This window comes from Thalassospira profundimaris (assembly GCF_003326675.1).
Lineage (GTDB): Bacteria > Pseudomonadota > Alphaproteobacteria > Rhodospirillales > Thalassospiraceae > Thalassospira > Thalassospira aquimaris.
In genome coordinates, this window is sequence record NZ_JPWF01000005.1 from 89,045 (window position 1) to 111,000 (window position 21,956).

18 protein-coding genes and 1 riboswitch are annotated in these 21,956 nt (G+C 54.2%); of the genes, 6 read left to right on the forward strand and 12 right to left on the reverse strand.

What is annotated here, in order from left to right; translation table 11 throughout:
- Positions 1 to 4: 4 nt before the first annotated feature.
- Entirely contained in the window at positions 5 to 1,237 is a 1,233-nt protein-coding gene (ccmI, locus tag TH19_RS08730; RefSeq protein ID WP_114101962.1) for a c-type cytochrome biogenesis protein CcmI, read from the reverse strand.
- 22 nt (positions 1,238 to 1,259) lie between these two features.
- Complete coding sequence (locus tag TH19_RS08735) at positions 1,260 to 3,242, reverse strand: heme lyase CcmF/NrfE family subunit (protein ID WP_114101963.1); 1,983 nt, start codon at positions 3,240 to 3,242, stop codon at positions 1,260 to 1,262.
- 205 nt (positions 3,243 to 3,447) lie between these two features.
- On the opposite strand from TH19_RS08735, the gene TH19_RS08740 reads away from it, so the two are divergent.
- Positions 3,448 to 4,467: a cation diffusion facilitator family transporter gene (locus TH19_RS08740; RefSeq protein WP_114101964.1), complete on the forward strand. Its 1,020-nt coding sequence runs from the start codon at positions 3,448 to 3,450 to the stop codon at positions 4,465 to 4,467.
- Between the two features lie 86 nt (positions 4,468 to 4,553).
- Here TH19_RS08740 and TH19_RS08745 read toward each other — a convergent pair whose 3' ends face one another.
- The 7 genes from TH19_RS08745 to TH19_RS08775 form a co-directional block, all read right to left on the reverse strand.
- Positions 4,554 to 5,705, reverse strand: a complete 1,152-nt coding sequence (locus TH19_RS08745; RefSeq protein WP_258547878.1) for a ribonucleotide-diphosphate reductase subunit beta — start codon at positions 5,703 to 5,705, stop codon at positions 4,554 to 4,556.
- 12 nt (positions 5,706 to 5,717) lie between these two features.
- Positions 5,718 to 8,672 carry a ribonucleoside-diphosphate reductase subunit alpha gene (locus tag TH19_RS08750; RefSeq protein ID WP_114101965.1) on the reverse strand — a complete coding sequence of 985 codons (2,955 nt, stop codon included), beginning with the start codon at positions 8,670 to 8,672 and terminating at the stop codon, positions 5,718 to 5,720.
- 106 nt (positions 8,673 to 8,778) lie between these two features.
- Positions 8,779 to 9,004, reverse strand: a riboswitch (cobalamin riboswitch).
- 177 nt (positions 9,005 to 9,181) lie between these two features.
- Positions 9,182 to 9,943, reverse strand: coding sequence for a PhoH family protein (locus tag TH19_RS08755; protein WP_114101966.1), 762 nt, complete (start codon positions 9,941 to 9,943; stop codon positions 9,182 to 9,184).
- A 338-nt stretch (positions 9,944 to 10,281) separates the two neighbouring features.
- On the reverse strand, positions 10,282 to 11,508 hold the full coding sequence (gene arsJ / locus TH19_RS08760) for an organoarsenical effux MFS transporter ArsJ (RefSeq protein WP_114101967.1): 1,227 nt from the start codon (positions 11,506 to 11,508) through the stop codon (positions 10,282 to 10,284).
- A gap of 11 nt (positions 11,509 to 11,519) precedes the next feature.
- Positions 11,520 to 12,536: an ArsJ-associated glyceraldehyde-3-phosphate dehydrogenase gene (locus TH19_RS08765; protein WP_114102172.1), complete on the reverse strand. Its 1,017-nt coding sequence runs from the start codon at positions 12,534 to 12,536 to the stop codon at positions 11,520 to 11,522.
- Between the two features lie 23 nt (positions 12,537 to 12,559).
- Positions 12,560 to 13,594 carry an ACR3 family arsenite efflux transporter gene (arsB, locus tag TH19_RS08770; RefSeq protein ID WP_114102173.1) on the reverse strand — a complete coding sequence of 345 codons (1,035 nt, stop codon included), beginning with the start codon at positions 13,592 to 13,594 and terminating at the stop codon, positions 12,560 to 12,562.
- Positions 13,595 to 13,629: 35 nt separating this feature from the next.
- Entirely contained in the window at positions 13,630 to 14,001 is a 372-nt protein-coding gene (locus TH19_RS08775; protein WP_404969481.1) for an ArsR/SmtB family transcription factor, read from the reverse strand.
- Between the two features lie 137 nt (positions 14,002 to 14,138).
- Between TH19_RS08775 and TH19_RS08780 the strand changes: the two genes are divergently transcribed.
- From TH19_RS08780 to TH19_RS08795, 4 genes are all read left to right on the forward strand, one after another.
- Complete coding sequence (locus tag TH19_RS08780) at positions 14,139 to 14,498, forward strand: ArsR/SmtB family transcription factor (RefSeq protein WP_114101969.1); 360 nt, start codon at positions 14,139 to 14,141, stop codon at positions 14,496 to 14,498.
- Positions 14,499 to 14,547: 49 nt separating this feature from the next.
- Positions 14,548 to 15,585: a permease gene (locus TH19_RS08785; protein WP_114102174.1), complete on the forward strand. Its 1,038-nt coding sequence runs from the start codon at positions 14,548 to 14,550 to the stop codon at positions 15,583 to 15,585.
- Between the two features lie 103 nt (positions 15,586 to 15,688).
- On the forward strand, positions 15,689 to 17,284 hold the full coding sequence (locus TH19_RS08790; RefSeq protein WP_114101970.1) for a peptide chain release factor 3: 1,596 nt from the start codon (positions 15,689 to 15,691) through the stop codon (positions 17,282 to 17,284).
- A gap of 35 nt (positions 17,285 to 17,319) precedes the next feature.
- Positions 17,320 to 18,330 (forward strand): acyltransferase family protein, encoded by a 1,011-nt coding sequence (locus TH19_RS08795; RefSeq protein ID WP_181846368.1) that lies wholly within the window; start codon positions 17,320 to 17,322, stop codon positions 18,328 to 18,330.
- Between the two features lie 12 nt (positions 18,331 to 18,342).
- On the opposite strand, the gene TH19_RS08800 is transcribed toward TH19_RS08795, so the two are convergent.
- The 3 genes from TH19_RS08800 to TH19_RS08810 form a co-directional block, all read right to left on the reverse strand.
- Positions 18,343 to 18,669 carry an AzlD family protein gene (locus TH19_RS08800; RefSeq protein ID WP_114101972.1) on the reverse strand — a complete coding sequence of 109 codons (327 nt, stop codon included), beginning with the start codon at positions 18,667 to 18,669 and terminating at the stop codon, positions 18,343 to 18,345.
- Positions 18,666 to 19,478, reverse strand: coding sequence for an AzlC family ABC transporter permease (locus TH19_RS08805; protein WP_114102175.1), 813 nt, complete (start codon positions 19,476 to 19,478; stop codon positions 18,666 to 18,668). Before TH19_RS08805 ends, TH19_RS08800 begins: the two co-directional genes overlap by 4 nt.
- A gap of 149 nt (positions 19,479 to 19,627) precedes the next feature.
- On the reverse strand, positions 19,628 to 20,536 hold the full coding sequence (locus TH19_RS08810) for a LysR family transcriptional regulator (RefSeq protein ID WP_114102176.1): 909 nt from the start codon (positions 20,534 to 20,536) through the stop codon (positions 19,628 to 19,630).
- A gap of 299 nt (positions 20,537 to 20,835) precedes the next feature.
- On the opposite strand from TH19_RS08810, the gene speB reads away from it, so the two are divergent.
- Positions 20,836 to 21,888, forward strand: a complete 1,053-nt coding sequence (speB, locus tag TH19_RS08815) for an agmatinase (protein WP_114102177.1) — start codon at positions 20,836 to 20,838, stop codon at positions 21,886 to 21,888.
- Positions 21,889 to 21,956 lie beyond the last annotated feature (68 nt).

Here is a 21,956-nt window from a genome sequence, read left to right on the forward strand (position 1 = left end):
GCTTCTAATTCGCAATAATTCCGATTTCTTTGGCAAGGGCATCAAATCGGGCAACCAGTTCGGGCTGATCGGCAAAGACTCCGGATGCCTTTTTCAAGGCATTTTGTGCATCGTCAGTCTTGCCCAGAACCATATAGGCCTGCATCAAGCGGGCCCAGCCATCAGGATCATTGGGTTCGCTTTCAAGACGCTCTGCTAGACCGTCGACCATTGAATTGATCATTTCCTGGCGTTCTTCGGGTGTCATCTGCTGGGCGTTGGCAACGTCCTGATCACTCGGGCCGCGCATTTGCGGGGCTTTGGCGACATTAAGGCGCCCCTCGATATCAATCCCTTGGGCAAGGGCCGCATCAGTGATCCGGGCAACCACCATCGGAACCCAGCTGGCATCGCCTGGCGCATCATTGACAAGTGCAATCCAGCGATCAACCGCAGCTGCAATATTGCCGTCCTGTGCATCCGACAGGCCAAGGTAATATTGGATGCGCGGGTCGGTGCTGTTTGATGTTGCGGCTTCTTTAAGGACACCGCGTGCCGTGGCATTGATCTGGCCATTGTCACCGCGAATCAGGCTTTCGGCATACATGGCAAGATAATCACCATCACGGTCCGAAAGTTTGATGGCCTCAAGGAAGGCAGTCTGTGCTTCGACCGGGCGACCAAGCGCCATCAGGCTGGCACCAAGCAGTTCCCATCCCTTAAGATTGGTCGGGTCCTGGATCAGTTTTTGCGAAAGATCACTGACCGCACGGTTAAGAACATCGATCCGGTCACTGTTCACCGACTGGGCATGCTGAATGGCCGCGATTTCTTCGGCACGGCTGGCAATCGGACGATCAGGAAGATCCGGTCGGCCAAGATCAAGATAAAGGCCAAGGCCGCCAAGCAAAAATACGACAACTGCAATCGCCGATACTGTCCGAAGTGGTGAGGTCTTGGCAATCACAGGAAGATGTTCGGACTTGCTGCGGATGCGCTGATCGGCATTGAGGATACGGCGCTGGACTTCGATCCTGGCGGCATTGGCCTGTTCGGCGCTCAGAACGCCGCGTTCGATATCACGCTCGATCTCGCTTAGCTGATCGCGATAAACCGCAAGATCATGATCAATCTCGATATCGGTGTCGTCTTGCGGTATGGCGTCATTTCCTGATACGGGGCGCTTTTGCACCAACGGCCAAAGAATAAAGCCCGCAACAAGAAGCGTAATGGCGGCAAGAACAATCCAGATGGTCATGAAGGTATCCTGTTCCTGACGCTTATTCTGCGGGAACGGCCTTGGCCGCTGATTTCTGCGAACGGGTAGGTGCCCCGATCCGGTAACGTCGATCCGAAAGCGACATCAGGCCGCCAAATACCATGATCAAACCGCCTGCCCACATCCATGGGATCATCGGTTTGACATAGAAACGCGTGATCCACTTGCCGCTTTCATCCTGATCACCGATCACGGCATAGATATCGCCGGTAAAGCTCGATTGAATTCCGGCCTCGGTGGTCGGCATGCCTTCGACGGTATAAACACGTTTTTCAGGTGTCAGAATGACAGTGCGTTCACCCGGTGTCGTGATGGTAATCGTGGCTTCACGGGCGACAAAGTTCGGCCCCTGATATTCGCGGATATCAGACAGGGTAAAGGTATGATCGGCAATATGGGCACTTTCCCCGATGCCAAGCGATTGAACGGCTTCGTCGGTCCATGCCTGTGATCCGGTAATCCCGGCAACCACAATCGCCACACCGGCATGGGCCAACATCGTCCCATGCGCCGAGCGCGGAAGATTGCGCATCCGGCGCAAACTGGTGCCAAACGGTTCGCGGAACAGTTTGATCCGCCCCGCCCATTCAATGATCGATCCGACCAGCAACCATGTCGCCAGACCCATACCAAACAGGGCAAAGGCCGGTCCACCCGACAGCCACAAGGTAATCAGCACAATCACCACGGTTGCCGCCAGCGCGATCCGAAGTTTGTTAAACACACCCATAAGGTCGGCGCGTTTCCACGGCATCAGCGGACCAAATGCCATGGCAATGATGACCGGGGTCATGATCGGGACAAAGGTTGCATTAAAGAACGGCTCGCCGACCGAGATTTTCTCGCCGGTTACGGTTTCCAGCAACAGCGGATAAAGCGTGCCAAGCAACACCATCGCAGCGGCAATCGACAGCAACACATTGTTGAAAACAAGCGCGCCTTCGCGTGAAATCGGCTGGAACAAACCGCCGCCCTTAAGGGTCGGGGCACGCCATGCATAAAGTGCCAGCGATCCGCCAACCGCGATGAACAGCAAGAACAGAATAAACACGCCGCGTGTCGGGTCGGTTGCAAAGGCATGAACCGATGTCAGTGCGCCGGACCGCACAAGGAACGTCCCAAGAAGCGAGAACGAAAAGGCCAGGATCGCCAAAAAGATCGTCCAGCTTTTAAGTGCGTCACGTTTTTCAACAACAATCGCGGAATGCAAAAGTGCGGTACCGGCAAGCCATGGCATGAATGATGCGTTTTCCACCGGGTCCCAGAACCACCAGCCGCCCCAGCCAAGCTCGTAATAGGCCCACCAGGAACCAAGCCCGATACCGGCGGTCAGAAACACCCAGGCCGCCAGCGTCCAAGGACGAACCCAGCGGGCCCATGCCGGATCGACCCGGCCTTCAATCAGGGCCGCGACCGCAAAGGCAAAGGCAACGGAAAAGCCGACATAACCCAGATACAGGAAGGGCGGATGAATGGCGATGCCCGGATCCTGAAGCAGCGGGTTCATCCCCTCGCCATCAAGGGGCGGGTTGATCACGCGTTCAAACGGGTTGGATGTCAAAATGATAAACAGAATAAAGCCAACAGCAATCAGCCCCATGACTCCGACTACACGGGCCAAAAGTGACGGTGGCAAATTCCGGCCAAATGCGGCAACCGCCCCGCCAAACAGCGTCAGGATCATCACCCAAAGCAACATGGACCCTTCGTGATTGGCCCAGACCCCGGTGATCTTATAGATCATCGGTTTGGATGTGTGGCTGTTTGATAGAACGTTCAGAACCGAGAAATCGGACGTCACATAGGCATAGGTCAGCGCAATAAAGCTGGTGCCGACCAATGCAAAACAGGTAATGGCCAGTCGCGGTGCAACGGCCAAAAGTACAGGATCCCTGCGAGATGCAGCCAAAAATGGCAATGTCGCCTGGGCCAGAGCCACAACAAGCGACAGTATCAGGGCGTAGTGTCCGATCTCTACAATCATGGGTAGCCTATGGCTTTCTCTTATGTGCCTTGTTGCGAGATATAATCCCTTAAAACAGGCTTGGAAACCTTGCGGAATATCAAATATGCGCTATTTGCTGCACAACGCTGGGCGAAAATATGGCAATAGTCATTACATATTATGCTCAAACAGGCTATAAAACCGCTGTCAGGTGGCAGATTGGTAGGCCAGAGGTTAACAACGTATGAGTCAATGTCCCGTCATTGACATAGCGCAGAAAGAAATGTGGGCGCGTCGTGCAACGACGGCCTCCATTATCATTGCTACGACCCTGATTATCATCAAGGCTGTTGGCTGGTTTCTGACCGATTCCGTAAGCCTCCTTTCCTCCATGATTGATAGTATGCTTGATGTTGGTACGTCTGTGATCAACTTCATGGCTGTGCGGTCTGCCTGGCGTCCGGCCGATCATGATCACCGTTTTGGTCATGGCAAGGCCGAACCGCTTGCAGGTCTTTTCCAGTCCGCCTTTATGATCGGGGCGGCTGTTCTGGTGCTGGCAGAGGCTGCATCACGCATCAACGAACCCAAAGCCATTTCCTTTGCCGTTGAAGGCGTGTGGATTATGGCGGTTTCACTGGTGATGACGATTGGCTTGGTGCTGTTGCAGCGCAAGGCCGTTCGCATGTCAGGTTCGCTGGCGGTTGATGCCGACTCCATGCATTACAGCAGCGATATTCTGGCAAACCTTGCGGTAATTGTTGCCCTGCTGGCCGGTGTGTCGGGCTTTAACTGGGCCGATCCGGCGATTGGTGCGCTGGTGGCTGGCTTCCTGCTTTATTCCGCCGTCAAGGTTGGCCGCAACTCGGTCAAGGTTCTGATGGATGCGGAACTTCCGGATTCGGACAGCCAGCGTATCATTGAACTGACGATGAAAAATGCCTCGGTCATCGGCATTCACCGACTGCGGACCCGGTCGTCGGGCGTGCATCGCTTTGCCGAGATCGAGCTGATTATGGATGGCGGAATGTTGATGCGCGAAGCACACACCATTTGTCATCAGGTGATGGACAGCATCCGTTCGGAATACCCTGATCTGGATATCACGATCCATCCTGAACCGCCCGAAGACATCCATCTTGATGAATATAGCGGCTATACCGAGGATCCTGAATTCTGGCACACCGGCCGCGCCAAACGTGCCGGACAACATGATATTCCGGTCTCGAATGCCGGTGGTGAAATTGCTGCAATGGGCCGATAGGCCGCCAGTCGCACAACGGACCAAAGCAAATGGCTGGAAACGAATGTTCCCAGCCATTTTTTGTGTCGATTTACAGTGATTGAACGTTAATCCCAGCTCAGCGCGCCGCCGTTCTGATATTCAATTACCCGGGTTTCAAAGAAGTTCTTTTCCTTTTTCAAATCCATGGCCTCTGACATCCAGGGGAACGGGTTTTCGACCTCGGCAAAGACCGGGGCAAGGCCAAGCTGCCCACAACGACGGTTGGCGATGAAATGCATATATTGCTCACATAGCTGGGCATTCAGGCCCAGGAAACCGTTGGGCATGGTGTCGCGCCCATAGGCGGCCTCCAGTTCGGCGGCGTCGCGCAACATGGCGCGAATTTCTTCCTGAAATTCTGCGGTCCAGAGATGCGGGTTTTCCGCCTTGATCTGATTGATGACATCGATCCCGAAATTGAGATGGATGCTCTCGTCTCGCAGGATGTACTGATATTGCTCGGCAATACCAAGCATCTTGTTGCGACGGCCAAGTGACAGGATTTGCGCAAAGCCGGTATAGAACCACATGCCTTCAAACACGACATAGAACGCCACCAGATCGCGCAGGAAATCCTGATCGCGTTCGGGCGTGCCGGTGGCAAAATTCGGATCATCAAGGTGGCGGGTATAATGCAGCGCCCATGCGGCCTTGTCGGTAATCGATGGAACTTCGCGATACATGTTGAAAAGCTCGCCCTCATCAAGGCCAAGGCTTTCAACGATATACTGGAACGTATGGGTGTGAACGGCTTCCTCGAAGGCCTGTCGCAGAAGATATTGACGGCATTCCGGGTTGGTCAGATGACGATAAATTGCCAGAACAATGTTGTTTGCCACAAGGCTTTCGGATGCAGCAAAGAAACCCAGATTGCGTTTAAGCATCCGGCGTTCATCATCGGTCAGACCATCGCGTGATTTCCAAAGTGCGATGTCGGCCTGCATGGAAACCTCGGTCGGCATCCAGTGATTGTTGCAGCCCGCAAGGTACTTGTCCCAGGCCCAACCATATTTCAGCGGCAGAAGCTGATTCACATCGGCCCGCGAATTGATCATTGCCTTGTCGCTGACCGTGACGCGACCGCCAAAACGGTCGATTTCGCCAAGGCCGGTGGCATCAGCGGTGCCATTGCCGGTGTCTGATGAAGCCGCGGCGTCGGTTGCGTTGGTGGACGCAGAGGGGGTGTCGTTTTCAATCCAGTCAAGCATGGTTTTCATTCCGGTTTCTGGTTACTGGCAGGCTTCGCAGTCGGGATCATCAAGGGAACAGGCCTTGCCCCAGACTTCCCCGCCGGTAATCGCATCGGATGCGGGGGTTGCGTCAATGACGGCGGATGGGCGATTGCTGACGTCGGGCGTTGGTGCTGGTGGGGTAGCAGCAACTGGCGACAGGTCAGAGCTTGCTGTCTGCGGGGTATTCCCCACAGCATTCAGTCGGCCATCTGTGCCTTTAAGTGTCGATTTCTCGACATGGGTTGCGGCACTTGATCGCAGGTAATAGGTGGTTTTAAGCCCGCGCAACCATGCCAGACGATACAGATCATCAAGCTTCTTGCCAGACGGATTGGCAATATAAAGGTTCAGAGATTGCGCCTGATCAAGCCACTTTTGACGCCGTGATGCCGCCTCGATCAACCATGAAGAATCAAGTTCAAACGCGGTCGCATAAAGTGCCTTCAGGTCATCGGGAATGCGATCAATCTGGCCGATACTGCCGTCATAATATTTCAGGTCGGAAATCATCACCTCGTCCCAAAGACCACGTTCTTTAAGGTCATGGACAAGGGCGGCATTGACCACCGTGAAATCACCCGACATGTTTGATTTCACAAACAGGTTGCGATAGGCCGGTTCAATCGATTGACTGACACCGCAGATGTTGGAAATCGTCGCAGTCGGGGCAATCGCCATGGTGTTGGAATTGCGCATTCCAGTGGTTATGACCCGTTCGCGCAGACCACCCCAGTCGAGGCGATGGCTTCGGTCGACAGTGAATTCCGAACGAACGTCGGCAAGCAGGTCAAGCGAGTCAATTGGCAGGATGCCCTTTGACCAAAGCGACCCGTCAAAGCTTTCATACCGGCCGCGCTCGGCCGCCAGATCAACGGATGCGGAAATGGCGTGGAAGGAAATGGCTTCCATGCTTTCATCGGCAAATGCGATGGCCTCAGACGAGGCATAAGCGATTTTCAGTTTCTGTAACGCATCCTGAAAACCCATCAGGCCAAGACCAACCGGACGATGGCGCAGGTTGGAATAGCGTGCCTCCGGGATGGTGTAGAAGTTGATATCGATCACGTTATCAAGCATCCGCATTGCGGTTTTGACCGTTTGCGCCAGCTTGTCGTGATCAAGGCCGTTTTCAGTGACATGGGCCAGAAGGTTGATCGAGCCAAGATTACAGACGGCCACCTCGTCCGCCGACGTATTCAGCGTGATTTCCGTGCACAGGTTTGATGAATGCACCACGCCGCGATGCTGTTGCGGGGACCGGATATTGCACGGGTCCTTAAACGTGATCCACGGGTGACCGGTTTCAAACAACATGGTCAACATCCGTCGCCACAGATCAATCGCGCGCACGGTTTTGAAATTGGAAATCTGTCCGCTATTGGCCTTGGCTTCATATGCCTCGTACGCGGTTTTGAACTTTGCACCATAAAGATCATGCAAGTCCGGCGTGTCATCGGGGGAAAACAGGGTCCATGGGCCATCTGCCATCACCCGTTCCATGAACAGGTCCGGCACCCAATTGGCCGTGTTCATATCGTGCGTTCGGCGGCGGTCGTCGCCCGTGTTCTTGCGCAGATCAAGGAACTCTTCGATGTCGATGTGCCACGTTTCAAGATAGGCACAGACAGCCCCTTTGCGCTTGCCACCCTGATTGACCGCAATGGCCGTGTCATTGGCGACTTTCAGGAACGGAACCACCCCCTGACTTTGGCCATTCGTGCCCTTGATATGCGCGCCAAGACCACGCACGGGGGTCCAGTCATTGCCAAGACCACCGGAATATTTCGCCAAAAGCGCGTTGTCCTTGACCGATTTAAAAATGCCATCAAGGTCATCGGGCACCGTGGTCAGGAAGCAGGAAGACAGTTGCGGGCGGCATGTTCCGGCGTTGAACAGGGTCGGGGTCGATGCCATGAAAACAAACGTGGAAAGCTGATCATAAAATTCGATTGCCTTGGCTTCGCGGTCGATTTCGCGGATGGCAAGACCCATGGCAACCCGCATGAAAAAGGCCTGTGGCAATTCAAAGCGTGCCCCTTTGACATGCAGGAAGTAACGGTCATAAAGGGTCTGAAGCCCCAGATACTGGAAATTCAGATCACGTTCGGGCTTAATCGCAGATGCAATCTTTTTCAGATCAAACTTTGCAAGTTCCCCATCGATCAAACCAGCTTCGATTCCGGCTTTAAGGGCGGCGGGGAAATAGGTTGCGTATCGTTTGCCCATTTCAGCCTGGGTGGCTTGTTCCTGACGACCTGAAACAAAGCTCAATGCCTCGGCGCGCAGTTTATCAAGCAACAGGCGGGCACTGACAAAGGCATAATTCGGTTCGCGCTCAACCAGTGTTCTGGCGGCCATTATCGGGGCAAGGGCGAGCTCGCCGGTTGTGACACCGTCATAAAGATTGCGACGTGTTTCTTCCATGATCGGGGCGGGGGTGACACCATCAAGGTCTGCACAGGCCTCGGCGATGACGGTCGCAAGACGGTCAAAATCAAGCGGGGTTTTGCTTCCATCTGGCAGGGTGACGTGAAGGTCAGGGATATCGGCCTTTTTCTTTTTCTTGCGGGCGTCAAGTTTGGTACGTTCACGCGCGCGATCTTCGCGATAGAGAACATAGGCGCGCGCGACCTTGTGATGTTCGCTGCGCATCAGGGCCAGTTCCACCTGATCCTGAATATCTTCGATCTGAAGGGTGCGGCCCGGTGCAACCCGTTTTAACAGGGTGGTTGTCACCTGATCGGCCAATCCATCGACAATATCATGTACACGATGTGATCCCGACGCGGTTTCGCCCTCTGCCGCAAGAAAGGCCTTGGTCAGGGCCGCCTTGATTTTGGCAGGGTCAAAGGATGTGACCGATCCGTTGCGTCGGATCACCTGAAAGCCATTGTGTGAATTTAGTGCCGGTTCGGGAACGGCAGGCCGTTCCATTTCAACAGTTGCTGACATCAAAAGCCCCAATCAAATGGGGGCAAAGGCCAAACGGAGGTATGCAGGGATAGGTGGCACAGTGCGGCCACATCGCAAGCACTCCACCGGGACACCCCGCCCGTGAATGTTAAGTTCGCTCACGGCAGGTCTCCTGGCTTGCGGGTCAAAGCTTTATCCGGCCTTCCCGAAATGCCATGCATTTCAGTGACCATGATTGGATCAAAGCTCACCGCTTACAGTTGCGGGGGCAGCTCCGGCATTGTTGTGCTTATGCAAAACGCACCGAATTCCCTCTTAGCCTTCTGAGTGATATGACATCCTTCAGAAGGACCGTGATGTCTATATATTGGGTTTTGGTTGGTTATTTCGTCAATATATATGTTTTGTTGACAGATTTTGCGCGGTTGGGCGATTTACCGCGAAGCCAAGATTTATCAGCCTATATAAGCAGATCAAAAAAAGTGACGGGCCCTTTCGGGCCCGCCTTGGTCTTCTTTGGTTTGCTGTGTCGGAACTTGATATGAGGGTTAAAGCACCGTCAACATGCTTGCGACTAGCGGGTGACGGACAATGTCCTTGTCACGCAACTGGACACAGGCGACATCCTCGACATTTTCAAGCCGCTCGGACATTTCCGATAGGCCTGACATTTCCGGCAGAAGGTCGGTCTGATCCGGGTCGCCGGTCAGGATCATGGTGGAATTCCAGCCCAGACGGGTGACCAGCATTTTAAGCTGCCCGTATGTGCAGTTCTGGGCTTCGTCGATGACGACGAACGCGTTGTTAAGGGTACGGCCACGCATATAGCCAATCGGGGCAATTTCAATCGTGCCGTCCGACAGATAAGTGCGCAGGCGCTTGGTGCCGAGGCGATCATTCAGTGCGTCATAAAGTGGACGAAGATACGGGGCCATCTTGGCTTCGACATCGCCGGGCAGGAAGCCGATATTCTCGCCGGCTTCAACAGCCGGGCGGGCCAGAACGATGCGGCCGATATCCCCGCGGTCAAGGGCCTCGACCGCCTTGGAAACAGCGATATAGGTTTTACCTGTCCCCGCCGGGCCAAGGGCAAGGACAAGGTTAAAGGCGTCAATCGCCTCCATCAATGCGGCCTGGTTTTCACTTTTCGGGCGGATATTACGGCGGTAGCTTTGATCGCGTTGTCCTTTCGGTTCTGCTGCTTCCCCCTGAAGCGGGTGCCAGTCAGCGTTCTTTTCATCGAACAGTTCATGGACATTGTTGTCGGACTGCTGCGGACGATTACGACGGCGTGCTGCGCGCTTACCCATGACGATCACCTCATCAAATGTGCCAAAAAAGCAAAACGCGCCATTCCGTCATGGAAGGGCGCGCATTCAATTTTCATCTTGCGATGGAAGTGGCGGTAGGAGTTTCCGCCGGTCACAACATGTTGCATGTGCGATCCGGGGGGCGAAAATTCTCGTTGTAAGACGCTTTTTCGCGGCACTCGGGAACCCCTCCTAAGGTCAAGTGATTGACCATTACTTGGAATCGTACCCCTATATGCAGTGGCTTGTCACGATTTTTTACGCGATGAAATTTTCGTGAATCTGGAAAATGAGTCTTTTCATATGTTTATCCCGCATCTGCGAAAGAACTTTTTTGTTCAACTTTGCGGTGTGGCGGGCATTCGGGTCGGAAGGGCGGCACTGATGATCCAGCTTATGGTCAAAAACACGATTGATGTCACAAGGCATCCGACCAGTCCGCCATAGTAATAGGCAACCCCCGAAAGAATGGTGCCACTTAGCCGCCCGATGGCGTTTGACATATAGTAGAACCCGACATTCATCGCGACCTTGTCGCCTTCGGCATAGGCCAGGATCAGATAGGAATGCAGCGATGAATTGACAGCAAATATAATCCCGAACACCAAAAGTCCGCCCAGAACTGCAAACTCAGGGGTAATGCCCTGTGTCACTGCCGCGGCAATTGCCGTGGTCACGGCAATCAATGCCGCAATCCAGAAACGGGCAGTACGGCCATCTGGTTCATGTGATCCGGCACGTAGCATTTTCGGTGCGATGGTCTGGATGAAACCATATCCGATTACCCAAAGCGCCATGTAACTGCCGACCTCGATATGGCTCCAGCCCAGTTCGGCAGCCAAAAAGACCGGCAAACCAACCACAAACCAGATATCGCGTGACCCGAACAGGAAAAGGCGTGCTGCCGACAGGACATTGATCTTGCGATCACGGGAAAATACATCGCGGAATTTCGGTTTGATCTTGCCCGCCGGTCCGGTCATCGTATCCCCGAGTGATAGCGCAACCGCAATCAGTGTGATGGCAAGCCCGATCGCCATGGCAATCAGCGCCCCGGAAAAACCAAGCCAGGATAAAAGCGCCCCCCCCATGAAAAAGCCCACACCCTTAAGCGCGTTTTTCGACCCGGTCAGGATCGCAACCCACTTGAACAATGCGCCCTTGGCATCAGCCGGAACCAGAACCTTGATGGCCGATTTGCTCGACATCTTGGTCAGGTCCTTGGCCACCCCGGATGCCGCCTGAAGCCCCATGACATAGGCAACCGAAACCGCCGGAAGCCAGTCAGGACTGGTCAGGGACAGGGCAGCAAGCGATGCAATCTGAAGGATCAGGCCACTATAAAGCGTAAAGCGCAATCCGCGTGCCTGCGCCAGCCAGCCACCGACAAGGTTGGTAATGATCCCCGCAAATTCGTAAAGGATGAACAGAAGGGCGATTTCAAACGCCGAATAGCCCAGCGCATGAAAATGCAACAGGACAAGCATCCGCAACGCCCCGTCGGTCAGGGTAAAGCCCCAATAGGCCCCGGTCACAAGTGCGTAATTGCGAATGGCGGCTGACATGATCGGCGTTCCTAAAGCGACTGCGCAACTTTGACGGCAAGATCAACCATCCGGCAGACATACCCCCACTCATTGTCATACCAGGCCAGTATTTTGACCTGACGTTTATCGATTACCATGGTCGATCCGGCATCAATGATCGAAGAACGACTGTCATTAAGGTAATCAACGCTGACCAGAGGCCGGTCTTCATAGCCGAGAATACCGGCAAGATAGGTTTCCGATGCCTCGCGCATCAGGTCATTGACAGTTTCCGCATCGGTATCGCAGGAAACTTCAAACACACAATCGGTCAGTGACGCATTAAGCAGTGGTACACGTACCGCAATCCCGTTCAATTTGCCCTTAAGTTCCGGGTAAATCATCGTGATTGCGGTCGCCGACCCGGTACTGGTCGGGATCAGTGATTGCAGACACGACCGTGCCCGGCGCAGGTCGCTATGGGGCAAGTCGACCACCGACTGGGTATTGGTAACGTCATGGATGGTGGTGATAGATCCATGCACAATGCCAAGCTTTTCGTGGATGACCTTGACGACCGGGGCAAGGCAATTGGTGGTGCAGCTTGCCGCGGTTAAAAGGTGATGGATCGCCGGATCATAAAGATCATCATTGACCCCATAGACGATGTTAAGCGCACCTTCCTTGACCGGGGCGGCGACAATTACTTTTTTCACACCCTGATCAAAATAGGGCTGAAGCGTTTCGGGTGTTTTGAATTTGCCGGTACATTCCAGAACAATATCGCAACCCATCCCGACCCAGTTGGTGTCGCCCGGTGTGGCATTTTCTGAAAATGAAATCTTGTGGGTTTGACCAATCACCACCTGATTGTCGATGTAATCAACGCGGTTGGGCCAGCGGCCATGCACGGAATCAAATTCCAGAAGATGGGCCGCGGTTTTCGCCCCGCCCTTGATTTCATTGATATGGACAAATTCAAGGTTCGGGTGGTCCCAGCCCGCCCGCAGAACCAGCCGCCCCATACGCCCAAAACCGTTAATGCCAATGCGGATTTTCTTGTTCATATCGGTCATCCAAAAACAGGAAATCAGTTTGGTTTGGTGGGGGCATGTGCGAACCAGTCACGTGACCGGTTGGCAATCGCGACAAGTGACAGCATCACCGGCACTTCGACCAGAACGCCAACCACAGTGGCCAACGCAGCACCCGATGAAAACCCGAACAGGCCAATCGCGGTCGCAACCGCCAGCTCAAAGAAGTTCGAAGCACCAATCATTGCCGAGGGGGCGGCGATCCTGTGTTCGACCCCAAGAATCTTGTTGGCTACATAGGCGATGGCGGCAATGAAATAGGTCTGCAAAATGATCGGCACAGCCAAAAGGGCGATGATCATTGGCTGGGCAATGATCTGTTGCCCCTGAAAGGCAAACAGCAAGACCAGTGTTGCAAGCAACGCAATCATCGAAAGCGGTTTAAGCTTGGCATCAAATGCATTGAACCGATCAATCCCGCCCGTCATCAACCGGTTTCGGATCACCTGACCGACAATCACCGGAATGACGATAAAGGCGACAACCGAAATGGTCAGGGTTTCCCAAGGAATGGTAATTGCCGAAATGCCAAGCAACAGGGCGACAATCGGGGCAAAGGCAAAAATCATGATGGTGTCATTCAGGGCAACCTGCGTCAGGGTGAAATTCGCATCCCCCTTGGTCAGGTGCGACCAGACAAACACCATCGCTGTACACGGTGCTGCCCCCAAAAGGATCAGGCCTGCGATATAGCTTTCAATCTGTGCCTCGGGCAAAAGCGGGCGGAACAGAAATCCGATAAACAGCCAGCCAAGGGCGGCCATGGTGAACGGTTTGATCAGCCAGTTGACGCCAAGCGTCACGCCAATGCCCCGCCACTGGCGGCTTACTTCATGTAATGCGCCAAAATCGACCTTCATCAGCATCGGCACGATCATCAACCAGATCAGAATCGTCACCGGCAAATTGATTTCATAGGCTGTCAGATTGCCAATCGCCTGAAACTGATCGGGCAAAAGTTGTCCCAGAACGATGCCAACAACGATGCTGGCCGCGACCCAGACGGTCAAATACCGTTCAAAGATGCCCATTGGCGACGAGGTGTTTTCACGATCTGCGGCCATGGCTAGCAACATCCTGTTTTGGTTTTGCTGGTCGGAAGACCGCAAAGTTCGGGTTGTCCCTGACAGCAATCATCGGCCAGAAATCCCAAAAGATCGCGCATGACCTCGGGCACAATCCGGTAAATGATCGACCTGCCTTCCCGGGTGCTGCTGATCAGTCCGGCTTGGCTAAGTGTCGTCAGATGCGATGACATCGTATTGTGTGGAATGGCGATCAGGCGCGCGATTTCACCTGCGGCGATACCGTCATTCCCTGCGCGCACCAAAAGACGAAATGCCGCCAGTCGGTGATCCTGTGCCAATGCGCCTAGGGCGCTGATTGCTTGTTTTGTTTCCATATGTCGGGAAATATCGACATATTTGCTTTCTGGCAAGTGACATTTCCGTGTCAGGCTGCTAACGGGAAAGGGTCACGCGCGGAAAACTCAGGAAATAGTTCAGTTATTCAGTTGGTTGAAGGGCTATCGAAGAAATATGTTTAAATAACTAGAAATATAGTTATGATTGAGGCATGAAAGAAAAAGACATCGCACCTGCCTTTGCGGCACTGGGGCACGAAGCCCGTTTGAAAATCTATCGCCAACTGGTCAAGGCCGGGCGTGATGGATTGAATATTGGCGATATTGGCCGCTTGCTTGGCCTGCCGGCATCGACCCTGTCGCATCATCTGGGCACGCTGGTTCAGGCCGGTCTGGTGACACAGGAAAAACAGGGGCGTGAAACCCGCAATCGTGCGGATTTTGACGTGATGCAGAATATTGTCGGCTTCATCGCCGATGAATGTTGCAGCGGTGTTGATCTTTCACCCTTGTCGCCACACGGTTCCACGTCGGAAACCGCAAACAACAAGGATTCCAAGGCCCCTGCATAGATGGGCCTTTTATTTGGGATAATATAACTAATTTTCTAGGGATATGGATATGACTGCCCTGACATTGCAACTTCGCCGTATCGGCGTTTCGGCCCGACGTTTTGATCGGGTTTTGTTGGCGGGACTGGCCATTTTGTTGGCGGTCTATCTGTTTGATCCTGTTCAACTGGTGCCAAGCATCGAATTTACCTTTGATGCCTTTATCGGGACCGCGCCCTATTTGCTGCTTTCCATCGGGATTGCGGCCTATGCCACGGCAAGCGGAGCCGATAATCTGATTTCGCGGGCCTTCGCCGGGCATCCGGTGCGTATGGTCTTTACCGCTGCCGCCTTTGGGGCCTTGTCACCGTTCTGTTCTTGCGGGGTTATTCCGCTAATTGCGGCCCTGCTTGCCATGGGGGTTCCGCTTGCCCCGGTTATGGCATTCTGGCTGGCGTCGCCGGTGATTGATCCGGCGATGTTTGTTTTGACGGCGGGTACATTGGGAACCGACTTTGCGGTGATCAAGCTGATTGCTGCCATCGCGCTTGGTCTGATGGGCGGGTTTGTCACCATGTGGCTGATGGGACGCGGCTTCCTGTCTGATCCGCTGCGCGAAGGGGTTGGCAATGGTGGCTGCGGCGGGGCAAAGATCCGCGCCCCCAAAGATGTCGTGTGGAAATTCTGGCAGGATGGCGACCGTGTGACCAAGTTCCGCAAATCGGCCATTGCCAACGTGATTTTTCTTGGAAAGTGGATGGGTTTTGCCTTTTTGCTTGAAAGCATGATGGTTGCCTATATCCCGGCCGAAGGAGTTAGTGGTCTGCTGGGTGGCGAAGGTGTCGGGCCGATTGCCATTGCAACCCTTGTCGGTGTTCCGGCCTATTTGAACGGCTATGCCGCCCTTCCGGTGATGCAGGGACTTATTGCCCAAGGGATGCAGTCAGGCGCGGCGATGGCGTTTCTGGTCGCAGGCGGCGTGTCATCGATCCCGGCGGCAATTGCGGTCTTTGCGCTTGTGAAACGGCCGGTTTTTGCCCTTTATCTGGCCTATGCACTGGTCGGATCGTTTGTAATCGGGGTGGTTTCGCGGGTTTGGCTGGCCTGAACGGCCCGATACATGGCCGATATGATGATTTCACGGTGGCAATGGCTGTAAAAATCGCTACATTGCGCGCCAAGAAATTCATATCGGATTAAAGTTGATAACCATGTCGATGATTGACCAGCAGGTATCGCGTCGCCGTACCTTTGCCATCATTGCCCACCCGGATGCGGGTAAAACGACCCTGACCGAAAAGCTGCTGCTGTTCGGGGGTGCCATTCAGATGGCCGGTGCGGTGAAGGCGAAAAAGGAACAGCGTGGCGCACGTTCGGACTTCATGAAGATCGAACAGGATCGCGGTATTTCCGTGTCTTCGGCTGTGATGACCTTCGAGTTTGAAGAAAATATCTTCAACCTGCTTGATACGCCGGGCCACGAAGACTTTTCCGAAGATACCTATCGCGTTCTGACCGCGGTTGATTCCGCTGTCATGGTGATTGACGGTGCAAAGGGCATCGAGGCCCAGACGCGCAAGCTGTTTGAAGTCTGTCGTCTGCGTGACGTGCCGATCACGACATTTGTTAACAAGCTTGACCGTGAAGCCCGTGATTCGTTCGAACTGATTGATCAGATCGAACAGGACCTTGCACTTGACGTGTCGCCGGTAACATGGCCGATCGGGTCGGGTCGTGATTTCCATGGCTGTTACGATCTGGTCAATGATCAGCTTCTGTTCATGGAAAAAGGCGGCAATGTCGTCAAGGAAGCCATTCCGATCAAAGGCCTTGATGATCCCAAGCTTGATGAACTGATCCCGGATTACCTTCTTGAGAAGCTTCGCGAAGAAGTCGAAATGGTGCGCGAAATCTGCCCGCCATTTGATCTGCAAAGCTACCGCGAAGGGCATCTGACGCCGGTCTTCTTTGGGTCGGCGGTCAATAACTTTGGCGTGCGCGAATTGTTGCGCGGCATTGGCGAAATCGCACCGACCCCGCGCCCGCAGGAAGCGGCAACGCGACTGGTTGATGCGGCCGAGCCAAAGGTGGCGGGCTTTGTGTTCAAGGTTCAGGCCAATATTGACCCGAACCATCGTGACCGCATTGCATTCATTCGTCTGTGTTCCGGTCATTTCAAACGCGGCATGAAGCTTAAGCATGTCCGTGCTGGCAAACAGATGGCGGTGCATAACCCGATGCTGTTCTTTGCCAATGAGCGTGACATCGCCGAGGAAGCATGGCCGGGTGACATTATCGGTATTCCGAACCACGGCACATTGCGTATTGGTGATACCCTGACCGAGGGCGAAGACCTTCGCTTCCGCGGTGTTCCGGCCTTTGCCCCGGAATTGCTGCAAAAGGTTCGTCTTGATGATCCGCTTAAGGGCAAACATCTTCAGCGTGCCCTTGAACAGCTTGCCGAAGAAGGTGCATCCCAGGTCTTTAAACCGATGATGGGTGCAGACTGGATCGTCGGTGTGGTCGGACAGCTTCAGTTTGAAGTTCTGAAAGAACGCATCTCGGCTGAATATGGCATCAAGGTTCATTTCGAACAGACCCCGGCCTATGCGGCACGCTGGGTTGTTGGTGATGATCCCCTTGAGATTAAAAAGTTCCGTGATTCAAACCAGTCGGCACTGTTTGAAGACCATGACGAAACACTGGTCTTCATCGCACGTAACGCCTGGCACCTTGAAACCACACAGCGCGACTGGCCGAACCTGAAATTCGAAGCCACCCGCGAACAGAACATGGTCGCTGCCTAGGCATGAACATGCCGGCACAGACACAACAAAACAGGATGGCGGCAATCGATGGATTGCGCGCCATCGCTGTTTTGATGGTGGTAGCTTTTCATTATCTTGGCCGCTGGCCCAATGATTTCACCGGGCTTTCATTTGCGCCGATGTTTGAATTTGGCTGGCTTGGTGTTGATCTTTTCTTTGTCATCAGTGGCTATTGCATTGCCATGACGGCGGAACGGACCGGATCACTTGCAACATTCTGGGGACGGCGTTTCGGGCGAATTTATCCGGCCTATGTCGCGGGCGTGATCCTGACCTTTGCGCTGGTCAGCTATTTTGGCCTGCCGGACAGGGAAGTTACGATTGTTCAGGCGTTGGGAAATCTTCTTTTCCTTAATGCCGCCATCATGCCGCCCGTGGATGGCGTGTATTGGAGCCTGATCGTCGAGCTTAAATTCTACTTTATCTATGGCTTCCTGCTGTGCATCAGCCGCCGCCCGTCGATCATTCTGGGCGGAATGGTTGGTTTGTTTGCCGTCGGGCTTGGATTACGTCTTGTCGGGATTGATCATTTTGACCGGATCATCCGGCCGGAACATATCATCCTGTTCCTGATCGGGGCGGCCCTGTTCTTTGCCCATACCCGGGATTCAGACGCGCAGAAGCGTCGTTATTCCCTGCTTGCTGTTCTGGCCTATCTCGCAAGTTTCACCACCGGCGCCTATGACGCGGTGGTGCCTTATGCGGCTGTGACGCTTTTGGTTGGTATTGTTGTTATCGCCACGCGGCGCTTGCCGGTACTGAGTATTCTTTGGCCGGTCGGCCTGATTTCTTATAGCTGGTATCTGCTGCATCAGAATATCGGCCTGGTGATCATTCGTGCTGCGACCGATGCCGGATTTGGCGATGCACTGGCCGTTGCCTGTGCGGCGACCGGAACGCTTGCTTTGTCGGTGGGGTTGTATTTCGCCTTTGAAAATCGCACCATCCGCAAGGCGGCCAACCAGTTGTTTGAAAAGATATTCTCTATCCTCAAACTCAACCGGTTGGCCAAACAGCCTGCGTAATAGGTGGGGTAACTAGCCGAAGAAATATCGGCCAATACCCACCAAAACCATCCCGACAGCCATTGCCGCAAACAGGTTACGTGCAAGCGCCATGGTAACGACGGTGGCAACCGCACCGGCAATGCCAATCGCACCGGCCGAAAGCGCACTTGGCACCCAGACCGAAATCAGAACCGCACCGGGAAGACGTTCAAGCACATGGGCCCAGCGGCCATGTTGCGGCAAACGATCCGCCATCAAAAGTCCGCCCAGACGCATGCCATATGTTACGGCCGCCATGCCAAGGATGGTCAGAACGGCTTCAAGGCTGAAACTTGTCAGATCAGGGAACTGGTTCATTTGCTGGCCTCCGGGCTGAGGGAGCCTGTGGTGCCAGTACCTTCCGGCGCGCCATAGGCTTCACGGCCTTCAACGGCAATTTCGGCTTCTAGGCTGTCATCATCCATATCGGGACGCCATGTCAGGGCGGCGGTGACAACACCGGCACCCGCACCGGCCAAAATTGACCAGGTGCCGGGCAGGGTGTAATGCCCGATGATGGATCCGATGGCGGCGGCCACCCACGGTAAAAGGTCAACCTTGCCCTTCCACATGCCGATGGTCAGGGCCGCAAACACAGCGGTAAAGGCGAAATCAAGCGCATAGACTTCGGGGTCGGGAATGCCACCACCCAGCAGGTAACCGGCGATATTGCCCGCTGCCCAGACAACACCAAGGAAGATACCACCACCCAGCAGGAAGCCGGGATTGGCAAGATTTTCCTGGGTCATGGTCACAGCCCAGTTTTCATCGGCAACCATATGCATGCCGCAAATCTTGACCCACAGCGGGCGGCCCTTGAATACCGGGCGCAGGGAGGCACCAATCAGGATATAGCGCATATTGATCACGGCAGTGGCGACGATGATGGTCGCGGCCGGAATGGTTTCACGCCACAGATCAACCGATACAAATTGGGCTGATCCGGCAAAGACCGTCAGGCTCATGAAAAGAAGTTCGCCCAGCGACAATCCGCGCTGGGACGCAAGCACACCAAGTACCGCACCAAAGATGATGGTGCTGGGCAAAAGCGGCAGACAGGCAATCGCGCCGCGTCTGATGGTGTCAGGGTCGAAATGCCCGATCTGGGCAGGTCCGGGGCGTGACATTTCCGACATTTCCTATGGTTTTAAAGGCCGGTTCATTTTGGGGCGACCGGCCATTTTCAGTGATGGTGGGCGAGGAGCCAGTTTTTACAGGCTCCAATATGAGAGATAGGAGATAGGGCGTATTGGACGATATTGCTATTGTCGAATTTTCAATTCCGTGTCGCCCCGAAATCCTTGATCAGAAGGTCCAAAAACAGCTCGGCGACCGGATCAAGCTGCTTGTTGGAATCAAAGCTGGCCTGAAACAGGGCTTCGACACAGAACTGTTCCGGGCGGATCGGGCGCATCCGGCCCGTATCAACAAATTGTTTGGCGTAATGTTCGGGCAGATATCCCAAAAAAGCCCCGGATAGGATCAGGCGTGCCTCGCCCTCCATATCCGAAACGGTGGCATGCGGGCGGGCAATTGCAAAATCCTTCAGGTCCCGGCCGAGCCAGAATTTCCGCCCGACAATCCTGAAACGGCGGATTTCATCAATGTCGATGTCGCTGTCTGGTACTTTAAAAAGCGGATGGTCCGCCCCGCAATAAAACCGGTGCATTTCCGGGTAAAGTGGAATGTAACTGAGGCCGAGAACGGTTTTGGGAAAGGCACAAATGCCAACCTGAATGGCGCCAGTGACGACTTCGCGCAGCAGATCATTGGGCGGATATGTGACGATATTCAGCGTCACATCGGGGGCGTGTTGCACAAAGCGCGCAATGGTTTGTTCGATCTGGCGCGCCCCGGGATCGGTGATGGTGTTGTCGGTCAGTCCGATGGTCAACGTACCGTTCAGCTTGTCACGCAGCGACCGCATTCTGGTTTCGTAATGTGCCACGGATTTGAACAGCCGGTGGGCTTCTTCAAACACCACCTGACCTTCGCGGGTCAGGGAAAATCCGCTGCGTCCGCGTTTGCAAAGGACAAAACCAAGTCTGGTTTCAAGTGCCGTGACATAGCTTGAGATGGTCGAAAGCGACAGGTTAAGTTCGCTTTGCGCAGCCGCAAATCCGCCCGCCTCGACGATGGTCAGGAAGATGCGCAAAAGCTTGAGATCGGTTTGTTCCATCGCCATGACATGCGGTTCCGTATTAATTACTTTGGAAAATACCAAAGTAAAGTTCAGCATTACGTGATTTTTCTAACCCGCGCAATTTGATCTGCTGTGCAGGTGGTTTCAGGCCTGCATATGTCATGGCGGCAGATCGATGGCTGGAAAGGCCGGGACTGTTTGAGTTCTGGGCAGTTTTCCAGATTTCAATTCTGTCATGTGGACAGATGCAGCACCCTGAACCCGATAGTTCAAATAATCAGAAACGTCACAGACGTCCCCGATATCAGCGATATCCAAAAGGGTCCAAGGAGGCCAGCATCGTGAACAGTGAAAAGCTTGCAAAACTGCGCGAAAAATACGGCAACGCCAAAGGCGGCGATATGTTCGATCCGCATTTCAAGGAAGTGGCCGATACCCAGTTTTCATCAAGTGGCGAACGCAAATGGCCGTTTGCCGGTGTGCCGACCTTCCTTGATGCGCCCTTTGCCCCCGATGCCGCGAAAACCAATTTTGACGGCCTTGATGTCGCACTTGTTGGTGTGCCGATGGATTTGGGTGTGACCAACCGGGCCGGGGCGCGTCTTGGTCCGCGTGCGGTGCGCAATATCGAACGTATTGGCCCGTATGAGCATGTTCTGCACATGGTGCCCGGCGCACATTGCAATGTTGCCGATATTGGCGATGTACCGTTCCGTAGCCGTTTCTCGCTTGAAAGCTGTCATGAGGATATCGTCGATTATTTCTCCAGGATTGTTGATGCCGGTGTCATTCCGATTGCCGTTGGTGGCGACCATTCAATCAGTTATTCGATCCAGCGCGCCGTGGGCAAGGGTCGCCCGGTTGGCATGATCCATCTTGATGCCCATTGCGACACCAGCGGTGAATATGAAGGTGCGAAGTTCCATCATGGCGGGCCGTTCCGTCAATCGGTGATGGACGGGGTTCTCGACCCGGAACGCACCATTCAGATCGGTATTCGCGGTGGCGCTGAATATCTGTGGGAGTTCTCCTATGACAGCGGCATGACCGTGATCCATGCCGAAGAAGTCCCGCAAATGGGTGTCGAGGCGGTGATTGCCAAGGCCCGTGAAGTGGTGGGTGATGGCCCTGTTTATCTGTCCTTTGATGTTGATTGCCTTGATCCGTCTTTTGCACCGGGCACCGGCACACCGGAAATCGGTGGTCTGACCTCGCGCGAGGCACTGGCAATTTTGCGTGGGTTGAAGGGACTGGATTTTGTTGGCGCCGATGTTGTCGAGGTCGCCCCGCAATATGACGCAACCACAAATACAGCCCATGTTGGTGCGCAAATCCTGTTTGAAGAATTGTGCCTGGTGACCGATGCGCTGAAACGTCGCAAGGCGGGCGCATAAGGTACGAAAGATTGCCAGTCTGTCAGTACGGGTGATCTGCCGTTGCTGACAGACTGGAGAACTTGCTT

What these genes read in the sequence shown, in the direction of transcription:
- arsB (WP_114102173.1), bottom strand. Translation starts at nt 13,594, where the DNA reads ATGGGCATCTTTGAACGGTATTTGACCGTCTGGGTCGCGGCCAGCATC.
- TH19_RS08735 (WP_114101963.1), bottom strand. Translation starts at nt 3,242, where the DNA reads ATGATTGTAGAGATCGGACACTACGCCCTGATACTGTCGCTTGTTGTG.
- TH19_RS08795 (WP_181846368.1), top strand. Translation starts at nt 17,320, where the DNA reads ATGGCGGCAATCGATGGATTGCGCGCCATCGCTGTTTTGATGGTGGTA.
- arsJ (WP_114101967.1), bottom strand. Translation starts at nt 11,508, where the DNA reads ATGTCAGCCGCCATTCGCAATTACGCACTTGTGACCGGGGCCTATTGG.
- TH19_RS08805 (WP_114102175.1), bottom strand. Translation starts at nt 19,478, where the DNA reads ATGTCACGCCCCGGACCTGCCCAGATCGGGCATTTCGACCCTGACACC.
- TH19_RS08755 (WP_114101966.1), bottom strand. Translation starts at nt 9,943, where the DNA reads ATGGGTAAGCGCGCAGCACGCCGTCGTAATCGTCCGCAGCAGTCCGAC.
- TH19_RS08740 (WP_114101964.1), top strand. Translation starts at nt 3,448, where the DNA reads ATGAGTCAATGTCCCGTCATTGACATAGCGCAGAAAGAAATGTGGGCG.
- TH19_RS08785 (WP_114102174.1), top strand. Translation starts at nt 14,548, where the DNA reads ATGACTGCCCTGACATTGCAACTTCGCCGTATCGGCGTTTCGGCCCGA.
- TH19_RS08810 (WP_114102176.1), bottom strand. Translation starts at nt 20,536, where the DNA reads ATGGCGATGGAACAAACCGATCTCAAGCTTTTGCGCATCTTCCTGACC.
- TH19_RS08765 (WP_114102172.1), bottom strand. Translation starts at nt 12,536, where the DNA reads ATGAACAAGAAAATCCGCATTGGCATTAACGGTTTTGGGCGTATGGGG.
- TH19_RS08745 (WP_258547878.1), bottom strand. Translation starts at nt 5,705, where the DNA reads ATGAAAACCATGCTTGACTGGATTGAAAACGACACCCCCTCTGCGTCC.
- TH19_RS08790 (WP_114101970.1), top strand. Translation starts at nt 15,689, where the DNA reads ATGTCGATGATTGACCAGCAGGTATCGCGTCGCCGTACCTTTGCCATC.
- TH19_RS08750 (WP_114101965.1), bottom strand. Translation starts at nt 8,672, where the DNA reads ATGTCAGCAACTGTTGAAATGGAACGGCCTGCCGTTCCCGAACCGGCA.
- TH19_RS08800 (WP_114101972.1), bottom strand. Translation starts at nt 18,669, where the DNA reads ATGAACCAGTTCCCTGATCTGACAAGTTTCAGCCTTGAAGCCGTTCTG.
- ccmI (WP_114101962.1), bottom strand. Translation starts at nt 1,237, where the DNA reads ATGACCATCTGGATTGTTCTTGCCGCCATTACGCTTCTTGTTGCGGGC.
- TH19_RS08780 (WP_114101969.1), top strand. Translation starts at nt 14,139, where the DNA reads ATGAAAGAAAAAGACATCGCACCTGCCTTTGCGGCACTGGGGCACGAA.